This is a genomic window from Colwellia sp. KS18-150 (assembly GCF_057551365.1).
Genome location: NZ_BAAJMC010000013.1, coordinates 13,054 through 31,710 on the forward strand (window position 1 = coordinate 13,054; position 18,657 = coordinate 31,710).

Genomic DNA, 18,657 nt, shown 5'->3' on the forward strand with positions numbered 1-18,657 from the left:
TAAACAATGGAGCACAAAATGAGCGTATTAGTTGGTCGTCCAGCACCGGATTTTTCTGCAGCAGCAGTATTAGGTAGCGGTGAAATAGTAGATAGTTTTACATTAAGTGAAGCTATTAAAGGCAAAAAAGCGGTAGTTTTCTTCTATCCTTTAGATTTTACTTTTGTATGTCCTTCAGAGCTATTAGCTTTTGATCACCGTATGGAAGAATTCAAGAGCCGCGGTGTTGAAGTAATTGGTGTATCAATTGATTCACAATTTTCTCATAATGCGTGGAGAAATACTCCAGTAAACGAGGGTGGTATTGGTCCAGTTCAATACACTTTAGTTGCTGATGTTAAACATGAAATTTGTAAGGCTTATGATGTTGAGCATCCAGAAGCAGGTGTTGCATTTCGTGGTTCATTCTTAATTGATGAAGAAGGTAATGTTCGTCACCAAGTAGTGAATGACTTACCTTTAGGCCGTAACGTTGATGAAATGATACGTATGGTTGATGCATTACAATTCCACCAAGAGCACGGTGAAGTTTGTCCAGCAGGTTGGAATAAAGGTGATAAAGGTATGACTGCTTCACCAGATGGCGTTGCTTCTTACCTTACAGATAATGCTGATCAACTGTAAGTAATATTTCGGCTTTATCAAGTCGATTATATTGTCTTATTTATAGAATTAAAAAAACCGCTAACGCGGTTTTTTTGTCTCTAACTTTCAGCTGTATCTATAGGCCCAATAAGCGGCCATCCACCTAAGTCTTGCCATTTATTTACAATAAAACAGAACAGCTCAGCTGTTTTCTCAGTATCATAAAGTGCCGAATGTGCTTCGCTATTATTAAAGTCAATGTTGGCTGTTTCACACGCCTTTGCCAGTACGGTTTGTCCGAGTGCCAATCCAGCTAACGTGGTGGTGTCAAAACTAACAAAAGCATGAAAAGGACTGCGCTTTATATTACACCTTGCAGTAGCTGCATTTAAAAAACCTAAATCAAAGGCTGCATTATGGGCAACGATAATAGCCCGTTGACAACCTGCCAATTTCATTTTTTTTCTTACTAATTTAAATAGAGCTTTTAAAGCTACATCTTCTTCTACAGCGCCTCTAAGAGGGTTTGTGGGATCAATGCCTGTAAACTCAAGAGCTTTTGGCTCTAAATTAGCACCTTCAAAAGGCTCTACATTAAATTGGATCGTTTCATCGATTGATAACTTTCCTGATGATTCATCCAAAGTTAATACCGATGCGGCGATTTCCAACAACGCATCGGTTTGAGCATTAAATCCTGCCGTTTCTACGTCAATGACTACGGGAAAGTATCCTCTGAATCTCTGCGCTAAAAGTGGTTTGTTTTTTTCGGTATCGTCTTTTGTTTTTACAGTATCTGACATATTATTACTTGAATTAAAGATGAAAAGCTCTCAAATGAGCGATTTATTTAATTATCTCAGAAAAATGCAGTGAACACGATAGCGAGCTAACGTAAAATAGCCAACAAAGTGCTAAAGTTATTTCAGTTTGGGGCGATACAATTTGTGTCGCCAATTAATTATGTTGCAAACACTATGAAAATATATTCTCTAAATGCATATAAATTATTATTCACATCTTCATTTTTTGTGACCGTTTTTCTGACTCTGCTATTTAGTTTTATATCTACAAAGTCTCATGCTGGCATACGTCAATACAGTGCCAGTGTAAGTGACTCTCAATGGCAGTTAGCAAATGATTCGCGCTTACAATGTACATTGGCACATCAAATTCCTCACTATGGACAAGCACGTTTTTCCGCTAAAGCGAGCCGAAAGTTAAACATGGAGTTTGAGCTAGACATGTTACTACTACCTGATAACTACTCTTTAGCTCAAGTACGAAGTGAATCACCTAATTGGCGACCTGGTCATGGCGGACGAGTGTTAGCGGATATGAAACTTTATAAACAGTTTAATCCAAGTTTACCAAAGAAAGTTGCTTGGACAATGCTAAGTGAATTAGAGCAGGGTATGAGCCCAACTTTTTATTACAATGATTGGTATAGCGATCAAGATGAGATTTCTGTTGGTTTATCAACAGCAAGATTTAAAAGTGCTTACCGAAACTTTGTTGCCTGTGTTGGCAATTTACTTAATTACAGTTTTGATGACATTTCCTATACCATTTTAAATTATCAATCTAATAGTGATAAATTTACCAAAGCATCACAACGCCGTATTGATATGATCAGAGAATATTTAAGCTTAGATCCTAATCTTGAGCTTGTACTTGTCGATGCATATTCTGATAGTTATGGTGGCCGTTGGTCTAATTTAAAACTATCAGAGCAACGAGCAAATAAAGTTCGAGATTATTTTGTTAGTAATGGTATCGATGCCAGTCGTATAGAAGCAAAAGGTTATGGAGAAAAACGTCATATAGCTTCAAATGATACGCTATTAGGTAGAGGAAAAAACCGTCGAGTCGTCATTCAAATGCAAAAAATGTAGCTTAAGGGTTACACTATGTTGAAATAAGAAACAAAAAATCACTTAATGCAAGTGGATAAATTGTTGAATAGGCCTGTTGATTCGCTGTAATCTACAGGCTCTTTTTTATATAGCAAAGTAAACTGTTTTGGGAACCGTGCAATGAAAATTATTTTACGACTTATGCTGCTAGTGACTTTTTTTATGTCGCAATTAGTCTCAGCTTCAACAAAAAGTATCGTCTTAAATGATGCTTATACGTATGCTAACTATGATCAAGTTATCACCACACATTTATATTTAGATCTTGATGTCGATTTTGAACAGAAAGCTTTATCAGGCTTCGCAGAATTATCATTAAAGTGGTTAGTTAATGACACTAACGTTGTGATTTTAGATACACGTGATTTAGTTATTCACAGAGTCATGGCACAGAATAATCAAGGACAATGGCGCAAGGTTAATTATACGCTTGCACAACGTGATGATGTTTTAGGGGCTAAGCTTACAATAGATGCTAAGTTTCAAGCTCAAAAATTACGTGTTTACTATAACTCAACAGAAAAAGCTTCTGGCTTACAATGGTTATCACCCGAGCAAACAGCAGGCAAAGAAAAACCATTCTTGTTTAGTCAAAACCAAGCCATTCATGCTCGCTCTTGGATACCTATTCAAGATACGCCAAGTGTTCGTGTAACGTATAATGCGCGTATAACCACAGATAAAGATTTGTTAGCGGTAATGAGTGCTAATAATGAGCCTGATACAGCACGTGATGGTGATTATTCTTTCTCTATGCCTCAAGCTATACCTGCTTATTTAATTGCTATTGGTGTTGGCGACCTTCATTTTAAAGCGATGAGCCATCAAACAGGTATTTATGCAGAAACCAATATTTTAGATGCCGCTGTTGCTGAATTCGATGATACTCAAGCGATGATTGATAAAGCTGAAAAAATGTACGGTAAGTATCGCTGGGGACGTTATGATCTATTGATTTTACCTCCTAGCTTCCCTTTTGGTGGTATGGAAAATCCGCGTTTATCGTTTATTACTCCAACCGTAATCGCTGGCGATAAAAGCTTAGTGAATCTTATTGCCCATGAGTTAGCACATTCATGGTCTGGTAACCTTGTTACCAATGAAAGCTGGCGTGACCTCTGGTTGAATGAAGGTTTTACTAGTTATGTAGAAAATCGCATCATGGAAGCTGTGTTCGGTAAAGACAGAGCAATTATGGAGCAAGCACTTGATGCCCAAGGCTTAAATTATGAAATAGCTGAATTAGCTCCGGGTGACACACAATTATATATTGATTTGAAAGGACGCGATCCCGATGATGCCTTTTCAAGTGTTCCTTACACTAAAGGGCAATTATTTTTAATTTATCTAGAGAATAAATTTGGTCGTCAGCGCTTTGATGCGTTTGTTTTAGAGTATTTTGATAGCCATGCATTTCAAAGTTTAGGTACGACAAATTTTGTTAAATATTTAAAAGCCAATTTAACCCATAAGTACCCTAATATAGTTAGTGACGAAGAAGTTAATGAATGGATTTACGAGCAAGGTTTACCAAGCTATGTACCTAAGCCAACTTCATCTGCTTTTACTACTATAGATTCTGAAATATCAACCTGGTTAAGTAATGAAACAACTTTAGCGCAATTACCAACATCAAATTGGACTTTGCATGAATGGCTTCACTTTATTAATAATTTACCGCTTGATATACAAACTGAGCGCATGGCTGAGCTTGATAAAGAGTTTGATTTAACACACAGTAAAAATGCTGAAATAGCTCATGCATGGTATTTATTATCAGTTCGTGTTGGCTATGATGTAGTTTACCCTGCAATGTCAGATTACTTAATTGATATTGGTCGCCGTAAGTTGATCGTGCCTTTATACAAAGAATTGGCACAAACACCGGATAATAAAGCTTGGGCATTAAAAGTCTATAAACAAGCTCGTCCTGGTTATCATGGTTTAGCTCAAGGTACTATTGACGGTATTTTGAAAAAATCACCTTAACTAAACGCTAATTTTTACTAAAAAGGCTCGTTAGAGCCTTTTTTATTGATATAATGCTGTTAATTATATTATCTCACTTATTTCTTTTAGAGGCTCTGTAGATGTCGGAAGCTGAAAACCGCCCAACCAATTTTATTCGTCAAATTATTGATGCTGATCTCGATAGTGGTAAACATACAAGCATACAAACTCGTTTCCCGCCTGAGCCGAATGGTTTTCTGCACATAGGTCACGCGAAAGCAATCTGTTTAAATTTTGGTATTGCTCAAGATTATAATGGCTTATGTAATTTACGTTTTGATGATACTAATCCTGAAAAAGAAGATATCGATTACGTACGTGCTATTGAAAAAGATGTTAGTTGGCTAGGATTTGAGTGGGCAGGGGATGTGCATTACTCTTCAGATTATTTTGACCAACTACATGGTTTTGCACTTGAGCTGATTGAAAAAGGCTTAGCTTTTGTTTGTTTTCTTAATGGCGAGGAAATGCGTGAATATCGTGGCACATTAAATAAGCCCGGTAAAAACAGTCCTTATCGTGATACATCTGTTGAAGAAAACTTAGCGCTATTTGAAAAAATGCGTTTAGGAGAGTTTAAAGAAGGCGAATGTTCATTACGCGCTAAAATAGACATGACTTCTAGCTTTATGTGCATGCGTGACCCTATTATTTATCGCGTACGTTTTGCACATCATCACCAAACGGGAGACAAGTGGTGTATTTATCCAATGTACGACTTTACCCACTGTTTATCTGATGCCATTGAAGGAATTACTCATTCTATTTGTACGTTAGAATTTCAAGATAACCGTCGTTTGTATGACTGGGTAATTGAGCATGTTTCAGTTCCTGCAACACCGCATCAATATGAATTTTCACGCTTGAATCTTGAATATACTTTAATGAGTAAGCGTAAGCTAAATACCTTAGTTGAAGAAAAGTTAGTTGATGGTTGGGATGACCCTCGTATGCCAACAATTGCAGCATTTAGACGTCGTGGCTATACACCGGCATCAATGCGAGAGTTTGCTAAGCGTATCGGTGTTACTAAAATGGATAATACCGTTGAAATGGGCGTATTAGAAGCGTGTATTCGTGAAGATTTAAATGATAATGCTCCTCGTGCTATGGCTGTTCTTGATCCTATTAAACTAGTGATTGAAAACTACCCTGAAGATAAAACAGAAGAATTAATTGTTAAAAATCATCCTAGCGATGAAAGTCAGGGTACACGTATAGTTCCCTTTAGCCGTGAACTTTATATTGAAGCAGAAGACTTTAGAGAAGAAGCGAATAAAAAATATAAGCGCCTAGTCATAGACAAAGCGGTGCGCTTACGTGGTGCTTATGTGGTGACAGCAACACGATGTGACAAAGATGAACAAGGTAATGTCACAACGGTTTATTGTCAGTATCTGGAAGATACTTTAGGTAAAAACCCTAGTGATGGCACCAAACCTAAAGGTGTAATTCACTGGGTTGATGCCGAAAAGTCTCTAGATGCTACAGTACGTTTGTACGATAGATTATTTACTATTGCAAACCCTGCTTCTGCCGATGATTTTCAAAGTGTTATGAACCCAGAATCATTAGTAACTATTAACAGCGCCAAAGTTGAGCCATCATTGGCAGAAGCTAAACCTGAAAAGGCATTTCAGTTTGAACGCCAAGGTTACTTTTGTTTAGACAATCATGAACATGGTGATGCCTTAGTTTTCAATAGAACGGTTGGTTTGCGTGATACCTGGGCAAAAATTTCGAAATAAATACTTTTATTTCATAATAATTTTGCTGCAATTTTGTTTAAATACATCATTGCAGCAAAAAATACCTTCATAAATAAACCCATAAGTAATTTTTACTTTCCTTTCTTTAGAACCACACTATCTAGGTTATTACTTTACTAACTACCAAAATACATTCAATGGCTTAGCTATAACTAGACATTATTTTTGGTGATGTTAGTCTAGAGTAGAAATTATGTTAATTTCCTATTAATAAATGGATAAATAAGGATTGTTTTTATGACTAAGCTGTTTTCTCAACTTAGAAATGTATGTGTTTTACTCATCAGTATTGCCGCGTTAACGGTATCTAATACTTCATTAGCTGATCATGAGGTACTAGATAGAGTATTAAAGTCGGGTGTATTAAAGGTTGCTATGACAGGTGATCAACCTCCTTTTAATGTGGTAAGTAGAAATAAAGATCTTATTGGTTATGATGTTGATTTGGCTACCGCATTAGCCAATACCATGAAAGTTAAACTAGAAATCGTTCAAGTTCCTTTTGGGGAATTAATGTCTTCACTGAAAAATGGTGACGCTGATTTAGTGATTTCAGGTATGGCAATTACTGCCAAACGTACTCAAGATGCAGTATTTGTCGGACCTTACAATATTTCAGGAAAATCAATTCTTTCAACAAAAACCGTGATGGATAATGTTAAAGGGAAAGGGTTCAACCAAGATAGCATTAAATTATTAGCACTTAAAAACTCTACCAGCGCAGCTTTTGCGCAAAAAGGCATGCCTAATGCGCAGTTATCTATGATTAGTAACTACCAAGAAGGTATTGAATTGTTAAAAGCAGGCAAGGCTGATGCTTTAGTAGCAGATATGCCAATATGCAAATTAACCATTCTACGTAACCCTAATGCGGGTTTTGTTACTTCTAACAAGCCTTTGTCTATAGAGCCTGTTGGCATAGCAATAGCAGAAGGTGATGAGCAATTTGAAAATCTTGTTCGTAACTATTATTCAACGCTTGAAAAAGTAGGTATTACGGCTCGTTTGCAACAAAAGTGGTTTGAAAATTCAAACTGGATAGTTGCACTGCCATAAATTTTATTGAAAACCTAGACATTTTATAAGCCAATAACATACTCTTGTTATTGGCTTTTTAATAACTTAAATGTAATGAGAGAATTGATGAAATCACTATTTGGTATTATGTTAATTTTAATCACATTAAGTGTAGTTGCAGATGATAACGCCGTTTATCAAGCGGTAACTGCAAAGAATGTAAATGTGGATCTAGATGAGCTTGAATTCGCTTTAACGCCATTAACGAAAGATGAAGTAGAAGTAGAGTTGCAAGCTTGGCATAAGTTATTAAAAGCAAAAGCGACCATTGTAAGTGAAGCAGAAATACTGGTAAGCCAAAAACAAAAAAGTATTGAAACCGTTACTGAGATCGCCAGTGTCAGTGAAACAAGTGCGGAGTTACTTCAAAACGCTCATAAAGATAAAGCGGCGAAAGAAGAATTAGCAAAAGATTTGGCTGAGCTTAAGCAGTTAAGTAAAGAGCTTAATAATCCAAAAGCTAAACAAGCAGTGACTGAGTTAAGTGATTCAGCAGATAACCTAAATATACTCTCTGAAAAAGCAGGTGATTACACCGAGAAACTTAGAAAGCGAAGAGCACTATTAATCAAAAACCTTTCGACATTAAAAGAAGAAAAAGCGGCGGTACTTGATAGGTTCAAAGTCGCATTAACTAATTGGGAGACCAAAGGCGGCGATGCTAAAGAGTTTCGTTTATATGCAAATGCAATAGACAGTAGCTCGGTTGATTTGTCTGATACGAGCACGGCTTGGTTAACAATAAAAGAATGGCTTGGCTCCAAAGAAGGAGGTTTGTTATGGTTAGCGAATATCATTAAATTCTTAACTTCGCTTTTCATTGTGTATTTATTGTCTTTATTAGCCGGTAAAATAACGGATGCGATATTATCTCGCAGCAAAACGGCTTCCCAGCTATTAAAAACATTTATCCAAACATCCATTCGCCGTGTGATATTAGGTATCGGCTTTTTAGTCTCGTTAAGTTTGTTAGAAATTAATGTTGGACCTGTGTTGGCGCTTATTGGTGCGGCAGGTTTAGTAATAGGTTTAGCATTGCAAAGTACGTTAAGTAATTTCGCTAGCGGTATGTTGATACTTATTTATCGACCTTATGATATCGGTGATGTTATTGAAATTGATGGCGTTACAGGCTTTGTTCATTCAATGACACTACTCTCTACTGCAATTAAAACCTATGATAACCAGCATTTAATTGTTCCTAATAACAATGTTTGGGGCAATACCATAATCAATATCACAGGAAGTAAAACAAGGCGTGTTGATTTAGTTTTCGGTATTGGTTATGGCGATGACATGGCTAAAGCGCAAGCAATTATGGAACAAGTACTTAGCGAACATGAATTAGTGCTACCAAATCCTAAACCGCTTGTGAAAGTACATGAATTAGGTGATTCATCCGTTAATTTTGTTTGTCGCCCTTGGGTAAAGACTGAAGATTATTGGGATGTTTTTTGGGATATTACTCGTCAAGTGAAAGAGCAATTTGATTTACAAGGTATTACTATTCCTTTCCCTCAAAGAGATGTACATTTACATCAATTACCAACAGTTGATTAACTTAATGTTGAATATAATGCGCTTACTTTTTACCTTAGTACTTAGTTTGTGGGAAGTGAATTGTTTAGCGCAAGAAAATGATATTGAGCCAGTTCATTATGCTTATTCCAATTACTTGGGTAATGGTGTCTATCGTACTACGGGCCAAGATGTCACATTAATTAACCTGCCGTTTTCTTTTGAACTGTTTAACAATGAAAATACTACCTATTCCTTAAGAACTCCTGTTTCATTTGGTTTTTTTAACTTCGATTTAGATGATATTCCAGAGCTCGATTTCCCTGATGGTGTAGGTACCATGACCTTTACTCCTGGTATTCAGTTTGATTATCAGTATTCAGAGCAATTGGTGATAGAGAGTTATGTTGATTTAGGTTACGCAAGAAACTTTACGACAGACAGAGATGTACTAGTACATTCCATGGGAATATCTAGTTTATATTCTTTTACCCTAGGGGAGTATGACTCTATTTGGGCTTCTCGTGTTTATTATGCTGCTTATAATGGTCAAAGTTATGATGCAGAAGATGCGTATGCTGCGATACAAATAGGTATTGATACTGGCTTACCTGTTAAATATGAACTACTCGGTTATAAATTTCAGCCAAGGGTGTTTGCCGGCGCCTTTTGGTATTTTAGCGAGGTAGATTTTGACTTACCTTTTGTGACTACGGTAAAAAGTGAGGAAGAGAGCAAAGTTTCACTTTCCAATAGTTTTGAACTGGGGCTAACGTTGAAATTTGATAAAAAGATTGGTTACTCTTGGGCAGGAATTGAAACATTAGGCATTAGCTATCGTTTTAGTGAAAATATTAATGCCGTACGTTTTTTATTTAGTTTCCCAATTTAAACACTGTAAGTAGAGTTGTTAAGCACAGGGTGTTTAACACCCAAGCTACATTGAGTTATTAAAGCTTAGGGATACGTATTTTCTTTTCTTCACTCTGACGGTAAATGATCAGGGTTTTGCCAATCACTTGGATCTTAGTGGCATTAGTTTCACGACAAATTGCATCAACGATTAGCCCTTTGGTTTCTCTGTCATCAGTAGGGATTTTCACTTTGATCAGCTCGTGGTGATTAAGCGCGTAATCTATTTCAGCGACAACGGCTTCAGTTAAACCGTTACTGCCTAATAGCACAACAGGTTTAAGAGAGTGAGCAACACCTTTTAGGTGCTGAATTTGCTTTTTATTTAGATTCATTACAATTTTCGATAGTGGTTAACTTGAATTAACGCTATTTTACCCTTATCTATCAGTTAATATCCATTAATAGTCGAAAAAACTACTAAAACATGGCAAAGAAAAAACATACCGCCAGCTCTCAACGCTGGTTAGATGAACATTTTGAAGATGAGTACGTTAAAAAAGCTAAAAAGCTTGGCTTAAGATCTCGTGCTGTTTTTAAAATCGAAGAAATTAATAATAAAGATAAATTAATTAAACCAGGCATGAAGGTTGTTGATTTAGGCGCTGCTCCCGGTGGTTGGTCAGAGTATGCTGTTAAAGCGGTAGGAGATAATGGACAAGTTGTTGCTTGTGATATTTTACCTATGGACGCTATTGCTGGAGTTGACTTTTTAGAAGGTGATTTCAGAGAAGAAGCGGTACTGAATGCATTACTAACCCGTATTAATGGTAAAAATATTGATGTGGTGATGTCTGATATGGCGGCCAATATGACAGGCAACGAAAGTGCTGATTCTGCACGTAGTATGTATCTGGTTGAACTAGCATTAGACATGTGTCACCAAGTATTAAAGCCAAATGGCGCTTTTGTGGTAAAAGTTTTTCAAGGGGCAGGGTTTGAAGAATTTATGAAAGCGGTACGTGCAGTATTTAAAACAGTTAAAACTCGTAAACCCGAATCATCTCGAGCTCGCTCACGTGAGGTTTATTTGGTAGCTACAGGTTTTAAAGGATAGTAATGAGTAATAATTCAGCTTTTATTTTTTTAAGTTGTTACTAGTTGTAAACACCGACTAAAGTTAATTAGCGACTGGGCTTGAATTGTAGTAAATTAGGCACAATAACGTATAACAGTTTTGTTTTTATAAATTTATTAAACCCAAAGAGGTCATTAAGTTGAGCGATATGGCAAAAAATCTTATTTTATGGTTAGTAATAGCTGTTGTTTTAATGTCTGTTTTTCAGAGTTTTTCTCCTAATACAGCCAATGAACAACAAATGGACTATACACGTTTTATCACCGATGTTCGTCAAGGACAGATCCGTGATGCAAACGTTGACAGAAACGGAGTTATTACCGGTGAAAAGCGTAGTGGTGAAGCATACACTACGACGATTCCAGGCGGTTATGACCGTGATTTAATTAATGACTTGGTGAAACAAGGTGTTCGTGCACAAGGTAAATTACCTGAAGAAACGAGCTTCCTAACCACTATATTCGTTTCTTGGTTCCCAATGATTTTGTTAATTGGTGTTTGGATTTTCTTCATGCGCCAAATGCAAGGTGGTGGTGGAAAAGGCGCGATGTCTTTTGGTAAATCTAAAGCGCGCCAGTTAAGTGAAGATCAAATTAAAACAACGTTTGCAGATGTTGCAGGTTGTGATGAAGCAAAAGAAGAAGTTTCAGAGCTTGTTGATTACTTAAGAGAGCCGACTAAATTCCAAAAACTTGGTGGACGTATACCATCAGGTATATTACTTGTTGGTCAGCCGGGTACAGGTAAAACATTATTAGCTAAAGCTATTGCTGGTGAAGCTAAAGTGCCATTCTTCACAATTTCTGGTTCAGATTTTGTTGAAATGTTTGTTGGTGTTGGTGCATCACGAGTGCGCGATATGTTTGAGCAAGCTAAAAAGTCAGCGCCATGTATTATCTTTATCGATGAAATCGATGCCGTAGGTCGCCAACGTGGTGCTGGTATGGGTGGTGGTCATGATGAGCGTGAGCAAACATTGAACCAAATGCTAGTTGAGATGGATGGTTTTGAAGGTAATGAAGGCGTTATTGTTATTGCTGCAACTAACCGTCCTGACGTATTAGACCCTGCACTATTACGCCCGGGTCGATTTGACCGTCAAGTAACCGTTGGTTTACCTGATATTCGTGGTCGTGAGCAAATTTTAAAAGTTCATATGCGTAAAGTACCGCTAGGTGATGATGTTAAAGCCTCTGTTATTGCCCGTGGTACCCCTGGTTTCTCAGGTGCTGACTTAGCTAACCTAGTCAACGAAGCTGCTTTATTTGCGGCACGTACATCTCGCCGTACCGTAGGTATGAGTGAGTTTGATAAAGCTAAAGATAAGATTATGATGGGCTCAGAACGTAAGTCTATGGTAATGAATGAAGCCGAGAAAGAAATGACTGCATACCATGAAGCAGGTCATGCAATTGTTGGTCGTTTAGTACCAGATCATGATCCGGTTTATAAAGTTAGTATTATTCCTCGTGGTCGTGCTCTTGGTGTCACAATGTATTTGCCTGAGCAAGATAGATTTAGTCATTCAAAACAGCATTTAGAAAGTAATATTTCCTCTTTATATGGTGGTCGTATTGCCGAAGATGTCATTTACGGTAGTGATAAAGTCTCTACAGGCGCTTCTAATGATATTGAACGCGCTACTGATATTGCGCGTAAAATGGTAACTCAGTGGGGCTTATCAGATATGGGACCAATGCTTTTTGCTGAAGAAGAAGGCGAAGTGTTTTTAGGTCGCACCTCTGCTAAATCACTACATATGTCAGATGAAACGGCTAAATCTATTGATGAAGAAATTAAATCAGTTATCGACAGAAACTATCAACGTGCTGAAAAGCTAATCAAAGATAATATGGATGTTTTACATGCCATGAAAGATGCGTTGATGAAGTATGAAACTATTGATGCCTTACAAATTGATGACTTAATGGCAAGAGTTGAAGTAAGAAAACCTTCAGATTGGGATGATAGCGATTCAAGCTCAAATTCTGATTCTACTAAAGGTGGCGCAGCTAAGAAGTCTGCAGAAGCTGATGTAGCTCCTAACCCAGACTTAAGTGAGCCAAGTAGTGATACGCCAACTAAATAGTTAATTAATTAACAAATGATCAGCCTCGCGGTTTACTGGTAAATTGGTAAACCGCGAGGCTTTGTTTTATCTATAACATTATTACTATAAAAGCATGATAATCGAAAATTTTGATAAACATATAAAACAAGTAAAAGTTATGGGGATTTTAAATGCCACCCCTGATTCTTTTTCTGATGGCGGAAAATTCAACACTTTTGAAAATGCATTAAAACAAGTTGAGTTAATGATAGAAAACGGCGCAGATATCATTGATATTGGCGGTGAGTCAACTCGACCTGGAGCCGCTGAAGTTAGTGAAAAAGATGAAATAACCCGTGTCATCCCGCTGCTAAAAGCCATCAAATCTCGATTTAATGTAGAAGTTTCAATTGATACAAGTAAAGCGGGTGTAATGAGTGAGGCAATCGAGCATGGCGCAGATTTAATCAATGATGTTCGCGCATTACAAAACCAAGGCTGTTTGGATGTGATTGCGAAAAGTGATGTTCATGTATGCTTGATGCACATGCAAGGTATGCCTAGAACGATGCAAGAAAAGCCACACTATGACGATATTATTGATGATATACTTAACTTTTTTAAGCAGCGTCTCGAAAGCTGTGAAAATAAAGGGATTGATAGACAGCGTTTGATTTTAGACCCAGGATTTGGTTTTGGCAAAAATTTAGCACATAATTATGAGCTGCTTGCGAAACTTTCTCAATTTTCAATACTTAATTTACCGGTATTAGCTGGTATTTCTCGAAAATCAATGCTTGGTAACTTGCTAAATCGTGATGTTGAACACCGCCTGTCAGGAAGCATAACAACTGCCATTCTAGCGATACAGCAAGGAGCCAGTATAATACGTGTCCATGATGTACCTGAAACAGTAGATGCAATCAAAGTTTTAACAACCGTTGCTCAATATTAATTAATGTCAGCAATGAGTCGCTAGTGTTTTACTAGCAATATAACTATTTAAAAAATATAGATTTAAGGAAAAAGAATGTCTAATCGTAAATATTTTGGTACTGATGGTGTACGAGGCTTAGTGGGTAAAGCGCCTATTACACCTGAGTTTGTAATGAAGCTTGGTTATGCTGCAGGTAAAGTATTGGCGGCGCAAGGTACAAAAAAAGTACTGATTGGTAAAGACACACGTATTTCAGGCTATATGCTTGAATCAGCATTAGAAGCAGGTTTCTCTGCTGCAGGTATTGATATTGGTTTATTAGGACCTATGCCGACACCAGGGATTGCTTATTTAACGAAAACATTTCGCGCGGAAGCAGGCATAGTCATTAGTGCCTCTCATAATCCTTATTATGATAATGGCATTAAGTTTTTTTCCCAAGATGGACAAAAATTACCTGATGAGGTTGAGTTAGCGATAGAAGCAGAATTAGATAAGCCTATGGGTTGTGTTGATTCTTCGAAACTTGGTAAAGCAAGCCGAATACAAGATGCTGCAGGTCGATATATCGAGTTTTGTAAGAGTAACTTTCCAAGCCAATTATCGTTACAAGGTCTAACTTTAGTGGTTGATTGTGCACATGGGGCGACGTACCACATAGCACCAGATGTTTTTCGTGAGTTAGGTGCTACAGTGATTGAAGTTGGAACATCGCCAAATGGTTTGAACATTAATGACAACTGTGGCGCAACTTCAATGCAAACAGTAAAAGAAGCCGTTATTGAGCATCAAGCTGATTTAGGTATTGCCCTTGATGGTGATGGTGATCGCTTAATGATGGTTGATCATACTGGTTATGTTATCGATGGTGATGAAGCTGTTTATATTATTGCGTGTAATGATTTAAAAAGTGGCAACCTACACGGCGGCGTGGTTGGTACTTTAATGAGTAATATGGGATTAGAGTTAGCACTTGAAAAGCTAGATATCCCTTTTGCTCGTAGTAATGTGGGCGACAGATATGTAATGGAAATGCTAAGAGAAAAAGGTTGGCAGTTAGGCGCTGAAAACTCTGGTCATATCATTAACTTAAACCATACATCAACGGGCGACGGTATCATCGCTGCACTGAATATATTAACGGCTGTTTGCCAGCAAGAAAAGTCACTTTTAGCGTTGCGCCAAGGTATGACAATGCTACCGCAAATATTAGTTAATGTGCGCTTTGCCGGCGACTCAGACCCTATTAATGCTGCCAGTGTGCAAGCATCTGTAGACAAGGTGAATGGTCAATTAACCGGCCGAGGTAGAGTTTTATTAAGAAAGTCCGGAACTGAGCCATTAATCCGCGTTATGGTGGAAGGTCCAGACTTGGAAGAAGTTACTAGTCTAGCTAACGAAATAGCCGATGCTGTAAAATTAGCAAGCAACTAGAATATAATGATTAAATTAACAACAAGCAGTTGGTATATTTAACTCAAAAGCATGAGTTTTTAACTTATTACTTGTAAGTTATTCTCAGGTTAGTTAATATCTCGCGGCTTCATTTTGCAATGTGTTAAAAATGGATAGGGGAACAATAAATGGCTAGACGCGCAATCGTTGCTGCTAACTGGAAAATGAATGGTGATTTTGCGTTAGTGAACACCATGGTTACAGGTTTCTCAAGCCTGAATTTACAAGACAATGTTAACGTAGTTATTTGTCCAAGTTCTCCTTATTTATCTGTCTTTGCCAATGAGCTGAAAAGTAAAAAGCTCAGCCCTGCAATAAGTATTGGCGCACAAAATGTCAGTGAACATGAAAGTGGTGCATATACTGGTGAAATTTCAACACAAATGTTGCAGGAATTATCAGTAGAATTTGTTATCATAGGTCACTCTGAGCGAAGAAGTTACTATAAAGAAACATCTACGCAAGTTGCACATAAAGTGAAGGCCGCGCTTGAGTCTGGTTTAACACCCATACTATGTATCGGTGAGAGTGAGGCAGAGCGAGCGACAGAGCAAACAGAAACTGTACTTGCTTCGCAATTACAACCAGTAATTGATGAAATAGGTATTGAAAAATTTATTGATGTTGTTATTGCTTATGAGCCTGTATGGGCCATAGGAACAGGCAAAACAGCATCAAGTGAGATGGCACAAGAAACACATCAATTTATTCGCCAGTTTCTAGCGCAAGCTAATGAAAGTGTCGCGGGTAAAGTGCCTTTGTTATACGGTGGCAGCGTAAATGCGTCAAACTGTGATGAATTATTTGCACAAGCTGATATAGACGGTGGTCTTATTGGTGGTGCTAGTTTACAAGTTGAGCAATTTAAAGTTATTTGCTCAGCAGCGAAAGGAAAGTAAAAATGTTGTATCAAGTTTTAATTATAGCCTATGTTCTTATTGCTTTAGCACTTATCGGCTTAGTGTTAATTCAGCAAGGTAAGGGCGCAGACATGGGCGCATCTTTTGGTGCAGGTTCATCTGCCACAGTATTCGGCTCAGGTGGTTCAGGTAATTTCTTAACCAAAACGACCACATGGTTAGCAATTGCTTTTTTTGTGATCAGTCTAGTATTAGGAAATTTAACGGCTAACCGTACTAAAGCTGTTGATGAATGGAATGACTTAAGCACTCCAGTAAGTGAGCAATCTATTGCCACTGATGCTATTCCTGATGAAAGCGCTGAGCCAAAATCAATTACTAGTGAAAATAGTGACGTTCCTGCTGCTGATGCTCCTGCTGCAGAAGATGATAGCGACGTACCAAACTAATTAATTTAGCTTATTTACCTCAAAATAAGCACGAAAAGATAAATCATATAGTTTAGTATTGCGCGGTTGTGGCGGAATTGGTAGACGCGTTAGCTTGAGGGGCTAATGACTTAGGTCGTGGGGGTTCAAGTCCCCCCAACCGCACCACTAAATTATACAAAAAAATTTTAAAGGCTGATTCATCATGAATCAGCCTTTTTTCGTTTGGCTTCTAACGGGTTGCCAATATCTCCTGGTGTTTATATTCTGTTTGTATTGAATTTCGATAAATTTATATATTAAACCTGATATGCTAGTTAATCAGCTGTCTTTGAAATAATCATCAAACCATCAAATAAATGTAATTAAGCTAGCCGTTTTTAATATTCATGAAAGTATCAAATAATCGTCGCGTTAAAACATAAATGCAGTAGGTAAATACGCCGCTAATATTTGTGTTGATCAACAGGCTTTACGAGAGCTAACACTTAGCCTTACTAAGCCTTTTCATTTAATAGGTGGTGCTGATATTGCCAAAGAGCTTGATGCTAAAAGAGCAATAAAACAAGGGGGCATATTAGCTAGTCAGCTTTAGAGCTGAAGACTAATAAACTTCATTGCAGAAGGCACTATTAGCTCAGCTCTAAACACATACAACTTGCATCATTATTAAGCCTTTATGATTGGTTATCAGCAACCGTTAATCCGCTTTAGCTGATAACATACAAAGCTGATCACCATAATAATTATTGCTGTAGTTACAGCTTACAGCGCGTTTAGTTTCAGCTTCAATATGTAATAAGGCTTTAATGTTATTGATAATATTTTTCATTTTATTCTCCACTTGTTGTTTAAGTGTTTATATGATGCCAAAACACTATTGTTCAGTAAATTTAATAAAACAGATATCAATGTTCATTATAATTAAACTATACTTTTTGCTCGCTGCATTTCTTTTGTAACTGTACTGTGAAGATTTCTTTTAATGTTGTTACTTCATTTGTCCTTACATAGTTAGGTCTGATGATAAAAGATATGGTTCGATGTGGTCCTGGCTCGTTAAGGTGTACAGCACTTAATTCAGATTCATTATAAATTAACTGATCTAGGGACATATGCGGCACGATAGTCGTGCCTAATTTACCTGCCACCATTTGAATCAAGGTATGTAAACTGGCAGAATCAAAGTCAGAATCTTGCATTTTACCTTGTAACTTACATGCTGCTAATGCGTGCTCTTTTAGGCAGTGTCCATGCTTTAATAACATGAGTTTTTCAAGCTCCAATTCATCACTAGTAATGCCTTGAATTTTCTTAGGGCACTCATCTTTATGACAAACCCAGTAAAAATCTTCATGCCAAAAATCAAAACTCATTAAACCTTCAATAGGATAGGGTAAGGCGAGTATTGCTGCGTCTATATTGCCTGTTCTGACCATATCAACCAAAACATGCGACTGCTCTTCAATAATTTTCAATTTAAAATTGGGATATTGCTTTCTTACTTCAGGTAGCACTTTAGGTAAAAGGTAAGGACCAATAGTTGGAATAACCCCAATAGTCATTGGGCTTGAGAAAGAATGATGATTCGCAAGTGATATTTGAATAAGCTCATCTAATTCGAGTTTAACCCTTTTAGCTTTGTTCAGGATTAACTGACCTTGAGTTGTCACCAATACTTGCTTGTTATTCCGCTCAAAGATAGTGATGCCTAATTGTTTTTCAAGCTCATTAATGGCGGTGCTTAATGTCGATTGTGATACATTGCAAGCTTCAGAAGCCTTTTTAAAGTGCAGAGTTTTTTCTATTTCTAACGCATAGTGCAGTTGCTTTAATGAGATCATAATTTTTAACGATAGGATTTATTGAATATAGTTCACATATTAATAGACTTTTTAGAATATTACATGATGACAAGTTCACGTATGGCGATGAAAGACTGTTTATTAAATATTTTATATAAATTAAGTTGTTGTTATTTAAGTGTTTTGTTTGTGATTCTTTGGCTTTAATTCTGATGATTTAATTTATTGAACATTATCTTCAACGGAATCAATTATCT

General features: G+C 37.2%; 17 protein-coding genes and 1 tRNA gene. 14 read left to right on the forward strand and 4 right to left on the reverse strand.

All coding sequences use genetic code 11. The features are described 5' to 3' along the window. Positions 1-18 precede the first annotated feature (18 nt). Positions 19-624: a peroxiredoxin gene (locus AC27IF_RS14200; protein ID WP_487054998.1), complete on the forward strand. Its 606-nt coding sequence runs from the start codon at positions 19-21 to the stop codon at positions 622-624. A gap of 80 nt (positions 625-704) precedes the next feature. On the opposite strand, the gene rnt is transcribed toward AC27IF_RS14200, so the two are convergent. Continuing rightward, positions 705-1,388 (reverse strand): ribonuclease T, encoded by a 684-nt coding sequence (gene rnt / locus AC27IF_RS14205; protein WP_487054999.1) that lies wholly within the window; start codon positions 1,386-1,388, stop codon positions 705-707. Positions 1,389-1,562: 174 nt separating this feature from the next. Here rnt and AC27IF_RS14210 point away from each other — a divergent pair, with 174 nt between their 5' ends. The 6 genes from AC27IF_RS14210 (at position 1,563) to AC27IF_RS14235 (ending at position 9,767) form a co-directional block, all read left to right on the forward strand. Then, the gene (locus AC27IF_RS14210) at positions 1,563-2,480 is read left to right on the forward strand and encodes a flagellar protein MotY (protein ID WP_487055000.1); all 918 of its coding nucleotides are present in this window, start codon (positions 1,563-1,565) and stop codon (positions 2,478-2,480) included. A gap of 162 nt (positions 2,481-2,642) precedes the next feature. Continuing rightward, on the forward strand, positions 2,643-4,490 hold the full coding sequence (locus tag AC27IF_RS14215; RefSeq protein ID WP_487055071.1) for a M1 family metallopeptidase: 1,848 nt from the start codon (positions 2,643-2,645) through the stop codon (positions 4,488-4,490). A 101-nt stretch (positions 4,491-4,591) separates the two neighbouring features. After that, positions 4,592-6,259, forward strand: coding sequence for a glutamine--tRNA ligase (glnS, locus tag AC27IF_RS14220; RefSeq protein WP_487055001.1), 1,668 nt, complete (start codon positions 4,592-4,594; stop codon positions 6,257-6,259). Positions 6,260-6,517: 258 nt separating this feature from the next. Next, positions 6,518-7,336 carry a transporter substrate-binding domain-containing protein gene (locus tag AC27IF_RS14225; RefSeq protein WP_487055002.1) on the forward strand — a complete coding sequence of 273 codons (819 nt, stop codon included), beginning with the start codon at positions 6,518-6,520 and terminating at the stop codon, positions 7,334-7,336. An 87-nt stretch (positions 7,337-7,423) separates the two neighbouring features. Continuing rightward, entirely contained in the window at positions 7,424-8,917 is a 1,494-nt protein-coding gene (locus tag AC27IF_RS14230) for a mechanosensitive ion channel family protein (protein ID WP_487055003.1), read from the forward strand. 16 nt (positions 8,918-8,933) lie between these two features. Beyond that, a complete protein-coding gene (locus tag AC27IF_RS14235; protein WP_487055004.1) occupies positions 8,934-9,767 on the forward strand; it encodes a hypothetical protein in 834 nt (277 codons plus the stop codon). Positions 9,768-9,825: 58 nt separating this feature from the next. Here AC27IF_RS14235 and yhbY read toward each other — a convergent pair whose 3' ends face one another. After that, positions 9,826-10,122: a ribosome assembly RNA-binding protein YhbY gene (gene yhbY, locus AC27IF_RS14240; RefSeq protein WP_487055005.1), complete on the reverse strand. Its 297-nt coding sequence runs from the start codon at positions 10,120-10,122 to the stop codon at positions 9,826-9,828. A gap of 92 nt (positions 10,123-10,214) precedes the next feature. Between yhbY and rlmE the strand changes: the two genes are divergently transcribed. The 7 genes from rlmE to AC27IF_RS14275 all read left to right on the forward strand — a co-directional run bounded on the left by rlmE (position 10,215) and on the right by AC27IF_RS14275 (position 16,763). Continuing rightward, the gene (gene rlmE / locus AC27IF_RS14245) at positions 10,215-10,844 is read left to right on the forward strand and encodes a 23S rRNA (uridine(2552)-2'-O)-methyltransferase RlmE (RefSeq protein WP_487055006.1); all 630 of its coding nucleotides are present in this window, start codon (positions 10,215-10,217) and stop codon (positions 10,842-10,844) included. Between the two features lie 160 nt (positions 10,845-11,004). After that, a complete protein-coding gene (gene ftsH, locus AC27IF_RS14250) occupies positions 11,005-12,954 on the forward strand; it encodes an ATP-dependent zinc metalloprotease FtsH (RefSeq protein ID WP_487055007.1) in 1,950 nt (649 codons plus the stop codon). 94 nt (positions 12,955-13,048) lie between these two features. Further along, positions 13,049-13,870, forward strand: a complete 822-nt coding sequence (folP, locus tag AC27IF_RS14255) for a dihydropteroate synthase (RefSeq protein WP_487055008.1) — start codon at positions 13,049-13,051, stop codon at positions 13,868-13,870. Positions 13,871-13,945: 75 nt separating this feature from the next. Then, complete coding sequence (gene glmM / locus AC27IF_RS14260; protein ID WP_487055009.1) at positions 13,946-15,286, forward strand: phosphoglucosamine mutase; 1,341 nt, start codon at positions 13,946-13,948, stop codon at positions 15,284-15,286. Positions 15,287-15,435: 149 nt separating this feature from the next. Further along, positions 15,436-16,206, forward strand: a complete 771-nt coding sequence (tpiA, locus tag AC27IF_RS14265) for a triose-phosphate isomerase (RefSeq protein ID WP_487055010.1) — start codon at positions 15,436-15,438, stop codon at positions 16,204-16,206. A 2-nt stretch (positions 16,207-16,208) separates the two neighbouring features. Then, the gene (secG, locus tag AC27IF_RS14270) at positions 16,209-16,616 is read left to right on the forward strand and encodes a preprotein translocase subunit SecG (RefSeq protein WP_487055011.1); all 408 of its coding nucleotides are present in this window, start codon (positions 16,209-16,211) and stop codon (positions 16,614-16,616) included. A gap of 62 nt (positions 16,617-16,678) precedes the next feature. Next, positions 16,679-16,763: transfer RNA gene (locus tag AC27IF_RS14275), tRNA-Leu, on the forward strand. Between the two features lie 532 nt (positions 16,764-17,295). Here the strand turns inward: AC27IF_RS14275 and AC27IF_RS14280 are convergent. Together AC27IF_RS14280 and AC27IF_RS14285 are read right to left on the reverse strand one after the other, a co-directional pair. Beyond that, entirely contained in the window at positions 17,296-17,427 is a 132-nt protein-coding gene (locus tag AC27IF_RS14280) for a hypothetical protein (RefSeq protein ID WP_487055012.1), read from the reverse strand. Positions 17,428-17,524: 97 nt separating this feature from the next. After that, positions 17,525-18,439 (reverse strand): hydrogen peroxide-inducible genes activator, encoded by a 915-nt coding sequence (locus AC27IF_RS14285; protein ID WP_487055013.1) that lies wholly within the window; start codon positions 18,437-18,439, stop codon positions 17,525-17,527. Positions 18,440-18,657 lie beyond the last annotated feature (218 nt).